The organism is Streptomyces sp. NPDC015127, assembly GCF_043080095.1.
GTDB lineage: Bacteria > Actinomycetota > Actinomycetes > Streptomycetales > Streptomycetaceae > Streptomyces.
The window spans coordinates 143,540-156,663 of record NZ_JBIBVE010000012.1; the positions used below are offsets into that span (position 1 = coordinate 143,540).

Sequence of the window (13,124 nt, forward strand, 5' to 3'; positions counted from 1 at the left end):
GGGGGCGTGCGGGGCATTAGGCTGGACATTGGACTAGACCTCTCGGCCCGCAGGGGGCCGAGTGCCGCCGCAGCCGTCTCTCCTGGAGGAATGGGCCCATGAGCAACCGTGCACTCCTGGAGGTGATCGCTCTCGACGCGGAGGACGCGATCGCCGCCCGGTCCGGAGGGGCCGACCGGCTGGAGCTGGTCGCCGACATGGCGGCCGACGGTCTGACCCCGACGAGAGAGACCTTCGCCCGCGTGCGCGCGGCCGTGGACCTCCCGGTGCGCGTCATGCTCCGCCTCGCGGACGGCTTCTCGGCCGGCGGGCCGGAGGGCGTCGAGGCCCTGGTGCGGGCGGCGGAGGGGCTGCGGGCGGAGGGCGCGGACGAGTTCGTGTTCGGCTTCCTCGACGACCACGGCCACCCCGACCTCGTGACCGTGGAACGGCTGGTGGCGGTACTGGACGGCTGCCGCTGGACGTTCCACCGGGCGATCGACCGCGCGGCGGACCGCGACGCGCTGCGCAAGCAGCTGGCGGACGTGCCGGGCCTGGACACGTACCTGACGGCGGGCTCGCCGGAGGGCGTCGACACGGGCCTGCCGACGCTGCTCGCGGAGGCGGCGCGGCAGGGTGAACCGGGCTACGAGCCGGCGCTCCTCGTCGGGGGCGGCCTGCGCCTCACCCACGTCCCGGCCCTGCGGGCCGCGGGAGTGCGGGGCTTCCACATCGGCGGCGCGTCCCGCCCGGCGGGCTGGTCGTCACCGGTCGCCCCGTCCGCGGTCCGCGAGTGGCGCGAGGCGCTGGACGCGTAGACGCCGCTGGGGCGTGGCGCCCCCGGGGTCATGGCCCTGGGGCGCCGGCGGTCGCCGCCCGGTCCGGCCCGGCACGAGAAGTCGGACGCTCCCGGGGCGGTGTCGAACGCACACGCCCGGACCGGCCCGGCACGAGAGCGCCGCACACGTCACGCCAACTGCACCGGCAGCGCCTCCCTGTGCAGCACCGTCAAACCCGACACCGCCCTCGTCAGGGCCACGTACAGGCGGCGCAGGCCCGTGCGTTCGTCCGGCTCGGCCGACACCACCGCGGCCGGCTCGTCCAGCACCACGTAGTCGTACTCCAGGCCCTTCGCCAGCGACGCCGGAACCAGCGTCAGGCGGGACTCGTGCGTCGTCTCCTCACCGGGGGACAGGAACGGCAGGCCGGCCGACGCCAGGGCCGCCGACAGCGCCGGGATGCGCGCGTCCGCCGCGATCAGGCCGATGGAGCCCTCATGGCGCAGGGACTCGATGCACGCCGACACGACGGACGCGTCCAGGTCCGGCACCCGGCGCACCGAGAGGGCGCCCGGGTTCTCGCGGACCGAGGACACCGGGGCCAGGCCCGGGGACATGTGCGGGAGGAGGCGGGAGGCGTACGCGATCACCTCGCGCGGCACACGGAAGCCCGCCGTCAGCTCCTCGACCGCCGCGTCCGGCTTGCCGAGGTGGGACAGGGCCTCCGCCCACGACGCCGTCGCCCACGGCGTCGTGCCCTGGGCCAGGTCGCCCAGTACCGTCGCCGAGCCCGTCGAGCAGCGGCGGCCCACCGCCCGGTACTGCATCGGCGACAGGTCCTGCGCCTCGTCGAGCACGACGTGCCCGAGCGACTGCGTGCGCTGCACCAGGTCCGTCGCCTCGTCGATCAGCACCGCGTCGGCGGGGGACCACCGCGCGGACCGAGGGCTGCGGGGCGGTTTCGGAAGCAGGATCGTGGCCTGCTCCTCGGCGGTGAGGACCCCGTCGGCGTGTGCGGCGAGGAAGTCCGCGTCGGACAGCAGCCGCAGGACGAGCTTCGCCGGATCCACCGGCGGCCAGATCGCCTTGACCGCTGCCTTGACCGCCGCGTTGCGCGCCACGGCGTCCTGGACTCGGTCGTCCGGGGCCTCGCCCGCCTGCTCCATGCGGACGAGCACCGCGTGGGCGATCCGCTGGGGCAGCGCGTCGCGCGCAGCGCCGTACCGGACGTTCCGGTCCAGCAACTCGCGGACGATCTCCTCCAGTTCGTACGCCGGGATCCGCCAGCGCCGCGATCCGCGCACCACCATCAGCGGCTCGGTAGGCAGCGTGACGTGCGAGCGGACCGCGCGGCGCAGCACCTCGGCCATCCGCGCGTCCCCCTTGACGACCGCCGCCGCGGCCGTGTCCTCGCCGCGCACCTCGACATGGGCGACGAGGTCGTCGACGGTGGACTGCCTGACCTCCAACTCGCCGAGCGCGGGCAGCACCTGCTCGATGTAGTGGAGGAAGGAGCGGTTCGGCCCGATGACGAGTGTGCCGGTGCGGGCGAGGCGTTCCCGGTGGGCGTACAGGAGGTAGGCGACACGGTGCAGGCCCACGGCCGTCTTGCCGGTGCCGGGCCCGCCCTGGACGCACACCGTGCCGGACAGGCCGCTGCGGACGATCTCGTCCTGCTCGGGCTGGATCGTCGCCACGATGTCCCGCATCGGGCCCACGCGCGGCCGCTCGATCTCCGCCTGGAGCAGCCGGGAGGTCTGTTCGGCCTCCGAAGGGTCGGTGAGGTGCTCGTCCTCGTACGCGGTGAGATCGCCGCCCGTGTAGCCGAAGCGCCGCCGCAGGCCCACGTCCTGCGGATCCTTGCGCGAGGCGCGGTAGAACGGCTGGGAGACGGGCGCGCGCCAGTCGATGACCATCGGGTCGCCCGCGGCGTCGTGCACATGCCGGCGGCCGATGTAGAAGCTCTGCCCCTCCTGCGTGGTGTGCAGGTAGTCGAGGCGGCCGAAGAAGAGCGGGGTGTGCGACAGGTCGGCGAGCGCCTTGATGCGCTGCTCGATCTGCGCTTCCAGGACGGCCGCGTTGACCCAGTTCGCGGTGACGTCCTTGATGTCGAGGGACTCGACGTCCTCGCGCATCGCGCGCAACGCGGCGCGCGAGGCGGCCAGATGGGACCGCTCGCGGCCGAGCGGATCGCCGTCGGTCGTGGGTGCTGTCGCCGTGGCGGGAGAGACGTCGGGTACGGGTGCGTGCGCGGGCACGGGTGGCCTCCGGGCTGATGCTGCGTGATCACGACATGGCAGACCGGCCGGTTTCCGTCCGGGCGGTGGCGCTCCTCGAAGGAGGCGGGAGGGGGCCCCGAGCGTGTCGGGGCAAGCCCGCGATTTTAGTCAGGGCCAGGGAGCGGGGCGAACGGTTTTTCCGTCCCGTCCTCCCCGTACGGGCCGTCCCGTCCTCCCCGTAGGGGACGCCGTCTGTCTGGAGGAGGACGCGCCCGCGTGCGCGGTTCAGCCCGCGGGGCGATGCTCCGTACGGGTGAGGAGGACCACCATGGAGACATGAGCACAGCGACTTTCGCCCCAGGCACCACGCCCCATGGCGGCGCCACCGCCACGGGTGCCGTCCACCACTCACCCCACCGCGTCGGCAACGCCCTGCGCGCGATCAAGGTCTTCGCCGAGGCGCTGTTCTCGGTGACCGTCCTCGGCGAGTACGCGGAGGAGGCCGGGGTCCGCCGCTGAGATCAGCGGTGGACGCCCCGCCCCTGCGCGGACCGGATCCGCAAGAGCGGCGGACGCCCCCTCAGCGGACCGAGGTCCTCAGTGGACCGGGTCCGCAGGGCCCTCCGGTTCGCCCGCCAGCAGCTCGTCCGCGTCGACGATCCGGTACGCGTAGCCCTGCTCGGCCAGGAACCGCTGACGGTGCGCCGCGAAGTCCTGGTCGATCGTGTCCCGCGCCACCACCGAGTAGAAGTGCGCCTGGTGTCCGTCGGCCTTCGGCCGCAGCACCCGGCCCAGGCGCTGCGCCTCCTCCTGCCGCGACCCGAAGGTGCCGGACACCTGGATCGCGACCGTCGCCTCCGGCAGGTCGATCGAGAAGTTCGCGACCTTGGACACCACCAGCACGCTGATCTCGCCGTTCCGGAACGCGTCGAAGAGCTTCTCGCGCTGCGTGTTCGACGTCTCGCCCTTGATGACCGGCGCGTCCAGGTGCTCGCCCAGCTCGTCCAGCTGGTCGATGTACTGGCCGATGACGAGGATCTGCTGTCCGGCGAACTTCCTCACCAGCGCCTCGGTCACCTTCCGCTTCGTCGCCGTCGTCGCGCAGAAGCGGTACTTCTCCTCCGTCTCGGCGGTCGCATAGGCGAGCCGCTCCGCGTCGGTGAGGTTGACCCGCACCTCCACGCAGTCGGCCGGCGCGATGTAGCCCTGCGCCTCGATCTCCTTCCAGGGGGCGTCGAACCGCTTCGGGCCGATGAGGGAGAAGACGTCGGACTCGCGGCCGTCCTCGCGGACGAGGGTGGCCGTGAGCCCGAGGCGGCGGCGGGCCTGGAGGTCGGCGGTGAACTTGAAGACCGGTGCGGGCAGCAGGTGCACCTCGTCGTAGAGGATCAGACCCCAGTCCCGGGAGTCGAACAGCTCCAGGTGCGGGTAGATGCCCTTCCGCTTGGTCGTCAGCACCTGGTAGGTGGCGATCGTGACCGGGCGGATCTCCTTCCTCGTGCCGCTGTACTCGCCGATCTCGTCCTCGGTCAGCGACGTGCGCCGCACCAGCTCGTGCTTCCACTGCCGGGCGGAGACGGTGTTGGTGACGAGGATCAGCGTCGTGGCCTTGGCCTGCGCCATCGCGCCCGCCCCGACCAGCGTCTTCCCCGCGCCGCAGGGCAGGACGATGACACCGGAACCGCCGTGCCAGAAGCCCTCGACGGCCTGCCTCTGGTACGGGCGCAGCGCCCAGTCCGTCTCGTCGAGGTCGATGCGGTGCGCCTCGCCGTCGACGTAGCCCGCGAGGTCCTCCGCCGGCCAGCCCAGCTTCAGCAGCGTCTGCTTGATCTGCCCGCGCTCGGAAGGGTGCACGGCGACCGTGTCCGGGTCGATCCGGGCGCCGACGAGCGGCTGGACCTTCTTGGACCGCAGGATCTCCTCCAGCACCGGCCGGTCGGTGGAGGTCAGGACGAGTCCGTGGGTGGGGTGCTTGCTGAGGGTGAGCCGGCCGTAGCGGGCCATCGTCTCGGCGACGTCGACGAGCAGGGCGTGCGGGACCGGGTAGCGGGAGAACTCGACCAGCGCGTCGACGACCTGCTCGGCGTCGTGGCCCGCGGCGCGCGCGTTCCACAGGCCGAGCGGGGTTACCCGGTAGGTGTGGATGTGCTCGGGTGCCCGCTCCAGCTCCGCGAACGGCGCGATGGCACGACGGCAGGCGTCCGCCAGCTCGTGGTCGACTTCGAGAAGGAGGGTCTTGTCGCTCTGGACGATGAGGGGACCGTTCACACCTGCGCCCTTTCGGTGAGGCTCGGGGCCGGAGGCCGGTGAGGCCAAACCTCAAGTGTGCCGCATGGCGGCGGACACGGGCTCAGGTCGAGTCGTCGGCCAGTTCCGCCACGCCCGTGATGCGGTGCAGCGGGTACGTGCGCACCTCGTCCGCCGTGTGGTCGTACGCCGTCACGAAGCCGCCCTCCACCCGGACCGGGGCGATCACACGCTGGCTCGCCGCGCCGTCCGCGTTGACGTAGCCGATCCACACCGCCGAGCCGGTCAGGGCGGCCGCCTGCACGGTGGCCAGGGTCTCGGCGGGGGTGGTGCGGGGCAGTTCGCCGTGGGGGACGGGCACGGCCGCCTCGGCGACCGGCTTGCGCTCCACCGTGGCCGCGAGGTCGCCCGCCCGGATCGCCTTCACGGCCGCGCCGAGCAGTGTGCCGTCGGGCACGGGCGGCCCGTCCGGGACCGGCGCCGGGGCCGTGCGCGGCGGGGTGCGGCGGGCGTGGGCCCGGGTGATCAGGACGTCGCCCTCGGCGGACTCGGCGGCCGGCGCGTACCCCATCGTCCGCAACCCTTCGAGCAGCGCCGCCGGATCCGCCTGGGCGGCCAGGACGCTGGGCGCGAGGCGGCGCAGACGCAGGTTCTGGGAGCGCTTGTCCGCCAGGATCTCGCCGAGGAGCGCGTCGTCGTCGCAGCGCACGTAGGCGGAGGCGGCGCCGACGCGCAGGTGGCCGTGGCGGCGGGCGACGTCGTCGATGAGGTACGCCAGCGGCTGCGGCACGGGCGTGCGGGAGTGCGTGGCGAGGAACGTGTGCAGGTCGGCCGCGGCCCGTCCGGCGTCGAGCGCGCGGCGTACGGAGGCGGGCGTGAAGCGGTAGACGGTGGCGCCGCCCTTGGACTCGACGTCGGCGAGTACGGCGAGCGTCTCGGCCAGCGGGCGCTCCAGCGGCCCCGGCGCGACGGCCGTCAGATCGGCCTGGAGGAGGACGTGGTCCAGCGGCTCGGGCAGCAGCGGCGCCAGCAGCGAGACGGCGCGGGCGCGGCGGTCGGCGGCCGAGCCGTCGGGTCCGGCGGCCGCGGCACGGTAGGCGACGGGCCCGGGGCGCGGCACGGCGGGCGTGGCCGCCCCCTCGGGCCGGGCCGGGTCCGGCAGGTCCAGCAGCGCGCGGGCGTGGGAGGCCAGCGCACCCCGGCCCGTCACGCCCAGCAGCTCCGCCTCCGCGAGCGTCCAGGTCGCCAGGCGCGCCCGCAGGTCCGGCCCGCCCGCCGCCGAGTCGGCGCGCAACGGCCGCTCCCACCGCAGCCGGTCCAGCAGCGTCTCCGGTTCCGGGACGGCGCCCGCCGGCAGGGACGCCATCAGCTCCAGCACCCGCCGCCGCACCTCCAGCGCGGCCGAGCGGTCCAGGTCGGGGCCGAGCGCCGAGAGCGTACGGCCCTTGGAGTCCTGGGTGCCGACGAGCCCCGGGACACGGGTCGCCGTCAACCACGCGTCCGCGAGCTCCGCCCACCGCTGCGCCGGGGGCAGCTCCAGCCACTCGTCGTACGCGGGTGTCGGTGCGTACCGCTCGTCCGCCTCGCCGTCCGACGCCAACAGGCCGGCGGTGTAAGCCAGTTCGAGCCAGAACGCGGCGAGCTGCTCGGTCGTGTCCAGCGCGGCGGCCGTGCGCTTGAGGTCGCGTACGGACAGGCCGCCCGCGCGCAGCACCGGCGGACCGCCCTCGTGCCAGTCCTTCAGCAGGTCCTCGACCGTCGTCAGAGCCGTGTACGCCTGCCCGGCCGCCGCACTGTCCACAACCTGTGGACGACGCTCGGCCGCCTGCCCCACCGACGGCGGCACCGGCTCCGGCACCCGGTGCGCCCGGCCCGCCCGCAGGTGCAGCGCCGCCTCCCTCGGCAGCACCACCGTCCGCGGCGACGCGGGCAGCAGCAGCCCGCGGTCCCGCAGCCACTGCACGGGCGGAGCGGGGGAGGACGTCACCTCCCCGTACGGCGGGCCCCACACCAGCCGGTCCAGCACCGCCAGCGCCTGCGGCGGAGCCGTGTCCAGCAGCAGCGCCATCCGGCGCCGGTCGGTAAACAGCTCCGTCAGCGCCGCCACCGCGGACACCGGGTCGTGCGTGGGCGGCAGCCCGGCCGCCGTCAGGATCTCCTGCAGCCGGCCCGGCGACATGCCCGCCGTCGCCTCGGCGACCGACGGGCCGAGACCGGTGGGCGAGGGACGCGTCGGGGAGGGCGCGAGCAGTTCGCGCGCGGTGCGCACCAGCCGCAGCCGGTCGTCACCGCCCCACACCAGGGCCTGCCCGCGCAGGACCTCCAGCGCGGCGGGCAGCGCGGCCTCGACCTCCGGTTCGCCCTCGTCGCCGGCCATCAGCGCGAGCAGCGTCGCGTACGGGGCGGGGTCCGGCGCCACGGCCAGCGCCTCGGCGGTCTGCAGCGCGAACCGGTCCAGCCGCTCCAGGGCACGGACGACGGAGGCGCGGGTACCGGCACGGGTGGCGAGCTGAGTGACATCGGTGGGCACCGGGCTCAGCAGATCGGGACGGGCACGCAGCAGTGCGGCCAGTTCCTCGTCGGTGCGGGCGCGCAGCGCTTCCGCGAGCGTGCGCGGGGCGGCGCCGCCGCTTGGTTCGGGCTTGGTCCCCATCCGCCCCACGTTAGCCCCTGGAGCGCTACCGTCGGGGACAGGGCGGGCCCGGGGAAGGGGCCGTGATTCGTGGGACAGGCCGGGAGCGCAGGGGAACGTCCGTGGGGATCGAGAGCGATCAGCTCGTCTACGACTATCTGAGCCGGGTCGGCGACCTGGCCCAGCAGGCCCAGCTGCCGTCGGGCACCCGGATGCGGCTCGTGACGTCGCTGCGGGGCGAGATCGACAAGCAGCGGTCGCGGTTCGGCGGGGACAGCCCGGCGGCGGTACGCCGGATCCTCGGGCGCCTCGGCGCGCCGGAGGCGGTGGTGGCCGCGGCGGCCCAGGCGCCCGCCCCGGCGCCGCCCGCGCCCGCGCCCGAGGACGCCGGCCGGCGGCCGAAGATGCCGCGGCAGCGGGGACGGCGCCGCATCCCGCGCCCGCGCACGGACCCCGCGCCCCAGGAGACGGCGGCGTCACCGCCGCACCTGGCCGGGACCGACGAACTCGGCCCCTCCGGCTCCGAGCCGGACTGGTGGCGGATCGAACCGGGCCCGTTCGGCGCGGGGGAACGCGTGGCCGGGTTCGTGGGAGGCGTGGAGGTCCCCGAGATACTGAAGCCGCCGCCCGACGAGGAGGAGGAGCCCGACGAGCCGGAGCCCGGGCCCGACCTCGACGAGGAGGTGGCGGAGGAGGCCGTTCCGACGCGGCGGCGGTGGCTGCCGCGCCGCGGGCCGGGCGGGCGTGCCGACCTGGTCCTGCTGCTGGCCGCCGCGCTGCTGCTGGCCGGTGCGGCCCTCGGCTCACTGCTGGCCCTGGCGGGCGGCTGGCTCCTCGCGTACGGCTCACGCCGCCTGTCCGCCGGCCAGTCGAAACTGGCGGTCGTCGGCCTCCCGGGAGCGGCCGCGGCGGCCGGAGCCGTCTGGCTGTGGGGCCGCATCAACGGCAACTGGGGCCCGCCGATCCCGGACGACGGAATGCGGGACGCGCTGACGGGGACGTGGCCGTGGGTGCTGAGGGGGGCGGCGGTGGGGTCGGCGCTGTACCTGGTGTGGCGCGCGAGGAGGGGGCGGGGGTAGGCCCTGCGGGCGGCCTCTCCCCTCCGCCTTCCCGTAACCGGGGGCGGAGCCCCCGGTTACCCCCCGTCACCTCACTTCGTCAGGTCCGCCTGCAGCTCGTCCAGGATCTTGGACGCCGCCGTGTACCCGATCCCCTGGATCCACAGCTCGTCCTCGACCGCGAACACCTTGTCGTTCTTCACCGCCGACATCCCCTTCCACAGCGCACCCTCCAGGGTCTGCGTCTGCTTCGCCTTCTTCGGGTCGCCGTACGTCGAGTGGAAGACCACGTCCGCGTCCGCCAGGTCGATCTTCTCCGGGCTCACGTCGTGCGAGAAGCCGTCCTTGGCCTTGTCCGTGACGGCCGGGCGGCCGAGGCCGACGTCCGCGAGGATCGTGGAGATGTAGTTCTGCTTGCCGTAGATGCGGATGTCGGCGCCCTCGACGAAGCGGACGACGTTGACCTCGGTCGCCGCCGCCTTCTCCTTGCCGCCGAGCGCGTCGGTGACCTTCTTCGTGTGGGCCTCGTAGTCCGCGACGACCTTCCCCGCCTCCGCCTTCTTGCCGAGCGCGTCGGCGTGGAGCTGGAAGTTCTCCTTCCAGGGGTAGCCGGTCGTCTCCGTCATCACCGTCGGCGCGATCTTCTTCAGCTCCGCGTACTTCGCGCCGTGCCGGATCTTGGACGTGAGGATCAGGTCGGGCTTCAGCGCCGCGATCGCCTCGAGGTTCGGCGTCATCATCTCGCCGACGTCCTTGATGCCCGCGACCTTGTCCTTCGGCAGGTAGGGCAGGAAGCCGGAATCGGTGTCGGCGTGCGTCGCACCGACCGGCTCGACGCCCAGGGTGATCGCCGAGTCCAGCTCGGCGGTGTCGAGCACGACGACGCGCTTCGGGGCGTCGGGGACCTCGACGTCGCCCATGGCCGTCTTGACCGTGTGCGTACCGCTGTCCGCGGACGGGTCCGCGGAGCCGGACTTGGAGGACGAGTCCGACGAGCCGCACGCGGTCAGCGTCAGCGCGGCGGCCAGCGCGAGCGAACCGGCGGCCAGGCCGTGGCGGCGGAGCAACGTGGTCATGAGGAGGAGACCCTTTCGGTCGGGGCGGTGGGTGTCTGCGGGGGGCTGTAGGGCGCGGCGGGCACGACGAGCGGGGAGCCGGTCACCGGGTCGGGGACGACCACGGACTCCATCCCGAAGACCTCGCGGACGAGTTCGGCGGTGACGACATCCCCCGGGCGGCCCTCGGCGACGATCCGCCCCGCCTTCATGGCGACGAGGTGGTCCGCGTAACGGGCGGCCTGGTTGAGGTCGTGCAGGACGGCGACGACCGTGCGGCCGCGCTCGTGGTTCAACTGGCGTACGAGATCGAGCACCTCGACCTGGTGGGCGATGTCGAGGTACGTCGTCGGCTCGTCCAGCAGCAGCAGATCGGTCTCCTGCGCGAGCGCCATCGCGATCCACACGCGCTGGCGCTGGCCGCCGGAGAGCTCGTCGACCGGGCGGTCGGCCAGGGCGGTGACGTCGGTGCGGTCCATCGCGTCGGTGACCGCGCGCTCGTCCTCGTCGGACCACTGCTTCCACCACGCCTGGTGCGGCTGGCGGCCGCGCGAGACGAGGTCGGCGACGGTGATGGCCTCCGGGGCGACCGGGGACTGCGGCAGCAGCCCGATCGACTGCGCGATCCGCTTCGTCGGGATCCTCGCGAGCTCCTGGCCGTCGAGCAGCACCGCGCCGCCCTTCGGCTTCAGCAGCCGTCCCAGGGCCCGCAGCGTCGTCGACTTGCCGCAGGCGTTGGGGCCGACGATGACGGTGACCTGCCCGTCGGGCACGGCGAGGTCGAGCTCGTGCACGACCGTGCGGTCCTCGTAGGCGAGCGTCAGCTCGCGCGCCGTCAGCCTGCTCACGAATTGCCTCCAGCGGTCCGGCCGGTGTGGCTGCGGATGATCAGCCAGATCAGATACGGGGCACCGACGGCGGCCGTGAGCACGCCCACGGGAAGCTCGGTCGGCGAGAACATCCGCCGCGCCAGCAGGTCGGCGACGACGACGATCACCGCGCCCGTCAGGGCGGAGCCGAGCAGCGGGATCTGCGCGGTGCGGGTCATGCGGCGGGCGATCTGCGGCGCGAGCAGGGCGACGAAGTCGACGGGCCCGGCGGCGCCGGTCGCGACGGACGCGAGCACGACGCCGAGGAGCACGAGCCCGAGCCGCACGCGCCCGAGCGGCACGCCCAGCGCGGTCGCGGTGTCGTCGTCCATCGAGACGGTGCGCTGGGCGCGGGCCGCCCACAGCACGGCCGGAAGCAGGACCAGCAGCGTCCAGCCGAGCGGCGCGACCTCGTCCCAGCCGCGGCCGTTGAGGGAGCCGGTCATCCAGATCTGGGCCTGCTGCGCGACCAGGTAGTCGCCCTTGGTCATGACCAGGGTGGTGACGGAGCGGAGCGCGATCGCGAAGCCGATGCCGATGAGGACGAAGCGGGTGGCGTGCAGACCGCCGCGCCAGGCGAAGACGTACACGAGCGCGGCGGCGAGGATGCCGCCGGTGACGGACACATACGGCAGCGCGGTGTACGAGGTGACGCCGAAGGTCATCGCGGCGACGGTGAGCGCGCTCGCGCCCTGGCTGATGCCGATGATGTCCGGGCTGGCGAGCGGATTGCGCGCGACGGTCTGGATGAGCGCCCCGGCGACCCCGAACGCGGCGCCGACGAGCAGCCCGGCGACGAGCCGGGGCAGCCGCAGGGTGCCGACGACGAGCTCGTCGGGGGACGGCTGCCCGAGGACCACCTTCAGCACCTCGGCGGGCGCGACGAAGCTCTCGCCGACGCTGAGGTAGGCGACGCAGGCCACGGCGAGCGCGACGGTGAGCCCGGCGGCGGTGAACGCGGCGCGCCGGTGCAGCAGGAAGCTGGCCCGGCCGGCGCGGGCGAGGGAGTATCCGGCGGGCCGGACGCGGGTGGCGGTCTCAGCGGTCATGCGAGGCCCTTCCGTGTGTGCGCGCCGGGGGCGCTGCCCCCGGACCCCCGCGCCTCAAACGCCGGCGGGGCTGGATTTTCCAGCCCGTCCGGCGTTTGAGGACTCCGCGCGAAGCGCGGTACGAGGTCCGGGGCTTGCCCCGGTTTCGGGAAGGGGCGGGTAGGGGAATACCTCACGCCGGCACCGCCTTCCGGCGCACCAGCGCCACCAGGAACGGCACCCCGATCAGCGCCGTCATCACGCCCGCCGGGACCTCGCTCGGCGGGAACACCACGCGGCCCAGCACGTCCGAGACGAGCAGCATCACGGGGCCGATCAGCGCCGCCATCGGCAGCATCCAGCGGTGATCGGACCCCACGATCGCGCGGGCGATGTGCGGGACGGCCAGGCCGATGAAGGCGATCGGGCCCGCGGCCGCCACGCCCACGCCCGTCAGCACCGTCGCGCCGACGCCGCCCACGATCCGTACCGTCGCCACGTTCTGGCCGAGGCCCTTCGCGACGTCCTCGCCCAGCGCCAGCGCGTCCAGGCCGCGGGCCACCGCGACCACCAGCACCGTGCCGACCAGCAGGAAAGGCCAGACCTGGCTGACGATCTCCGCGTCGCGTCCGGCGACCGAGCCGACCTGCCAGAAGCGGAACTCGTCCAGCGCCGCGGCCTTCGTCGTCAGGACGCCCATCGTCACCGACACCAGCAGCGCGTTGATCGCCGCGCCGCCCAGCGCCAGTTTCACCGGCGTCGCGCCGCCGCGGCCGCTGGAGGCGATCGCGTACACCGCGAACGACGCGAGGGCCGCGCCGGCGAACGCGAACCACACGTACCCCGTCAGCGTGTGGATCCCGGCGAACGCGATCGCCAGCACCACGCCCACCGACGCGCCCTGGCTGATGCCGAGGATGCCCGGGTCGGCGATCGGGTTGCGGGTGATGCCCTGCAGCGCCGTGCCCGCGAGCGCCAGCGCCGTGCCGACCATCACGCCGATGAGGGTGCGCGGTACGCGCAGTTCGCGGACGACTTCGGCGTCCGGGCCGGCGCCGCCGTTCAGCAGGGCGTCGAGCACCGCGGTGGGCGCGACCGGGCGCGCCCCGACCGCGAGGCTGAGCAGGACCGCCAGCAGCAGAGCCGCCACGGCCGCCGCCGTCCACCCGATACGGCGGACGGCCTGAGCGCGTCTGGCTGACATGAAGACCTATCGCAGAGAGGGACCCAGGATTGGTAAGGCTTGGCTAAGTCTATG

General features: G+C 74.1%; 10 protein-coding genes. 3 read left to right on the top strand and 7 right to left on the bottom strand.

Annotation, left to right across the window (positions count from 1 at the left end; translation table 11 throughout):
- The first annotated feature begins 98 nt into the window (after nt 1-98).
- Entirely contained in the window at nt 99-797 is a 699-nt protein-coding gene (locus ACF08N_RS24150; protein WP_392326744.1) for a copper homeostasis protein CutC, read from the top strand.
- Nucleotides 798-946: 149 nt separating this feature from the next.
- Here ACF08N_RS24150 and ACF08N_RS24155 read toward each other — a convergent pair whose 3' ends face one another.
- On the bottom strand, nt 947-3,016 hold the full coding sequence (locus ACF08N_RS24155; protein ID WP_392326745.1) for a HelD family protein: 2,070 nt from the start codon (nt 3,014-3,016) through the stop codon (nt 947-949).
- Between the two features lie 297 nt (nt 3,017-3,313).
- On the opposite strand from ACF08N_RS24155, the gene ACF08N_RS24160 reads away from it, so the two are divergent.
- Nucleotides 3,314-3,496, top strand: a complete 183-nt coding sequence (locus ACF08N_RS24160; protein WP_392326746.1) for a hypothetical protein — start codon at nt 3,314-3,316, stop codon at nt 3,494-3,496.
- 78 nt (nt 3,497-3,574) lie between these two features.
- On the opposite strand, the gene ACF08N_RS24165 is transcribed toward ACF08N_RS24160, so the two are convergent.
- A complete protein-coding gene (locus tag ACF08N_RS24165) occupies nt 3,575-5,245 on the bottom strand; it encodes a DNA repair helicase XPB (RefSeq protein WP_392326747.1) in 1,671 nt (556 codons plus the stop codon).
- 82 nt (nt 5,246-5,327) lie between these two features.
- Nucleotides 5,328-7,877: a helicase-associated domain-containing protein gene (locus tag ACF08N_RS24170; protein ID WP_392326748.1), complete on the bottom strand. Its 2,550-nt coding sequence runs from the start codon at nt 7,875-7,877 to the stop codon at nt 5,328-5,330.
- Nucleotides 7,878-7,978: 101 nt separating this feature from the next.
- Here ACF08N_RS24170 and ACF08N_RS24175 point away from each other — a divergent pair, with 101 nt between their 5' ends.
- Nucleotides 7,979-8,935 (top strand): hypothetical protein, encoded by a 957-nt coding sequence (locus tag ACF08N_RS24175; RefSeq protein WP_392326749.1) that lies wholly within the window; start codon nt 7,979-7,981, stop codon nt 8,933-8,935.
- 71 nt (nt 8,936-9,006) lie between these two features.
- Here the strand turns inward: ACF08N_RS24175 and ACF08N_RS24180 are convergent, their stop codons facing one another.
- The 4 genes from ACF08N_RS24180 to ACF08N_RS24195 form a co-directional block, all read right to left on the bottom strand.
- Nucleotides 9,007-9,990, bottom strand: coding sequence for an ABC transporter substrate-binding protein (locus ACF08N_RS24180; RefSeq protein WP_392326750.1), 984 nt, complete (start codon nt 9,988-9,990; stop codon nt 9,007-9,009).
- Nucleotides 9,987-10,817 (bottom strand): ABC transporter ATP-binding protein, encoded by an 831-nt coding sequence (locus ACF08N_RS24185; RefSeq protein WP_392326751.1) that lies wholly within the window; start codon nt 10,815-10,817, stop codon nt 9,987-9,989. Before ACF08N_RS24185 ends, ACF08N_RS24180 begins: the two co-directional genes overlap by 4 nt.
- Complete coding sequence (locus ACF08N_RS24190; RefSeq protein ID WP_392326752.1) at nt 10,814-11,887, bottom strand: FecCD family ABC transporter permease; 1,074 nt, start codon at nt 11,885-11,887, stop codon at nt 10,814-10,816. The genes ACF08N_RS24185 and ACF08N_RS24190 overlap by 4 nt, the downstream gene beginning before the upstream one ends.
- A 172-nt stretch (nt 11,888-12,059) precedes the next feature.
- Entirely contained in the window at nt 12,060-13,070 is a 1,011-nt protein-coding gene (locus ACF08N_RS24195; RefSeq protein WP_392326753.1) for a FecCD family ABC transporter permease, read from the bottom strand.
- Nucleotides 13,071-13,124 lie beyond the last annotated feature (54 nt).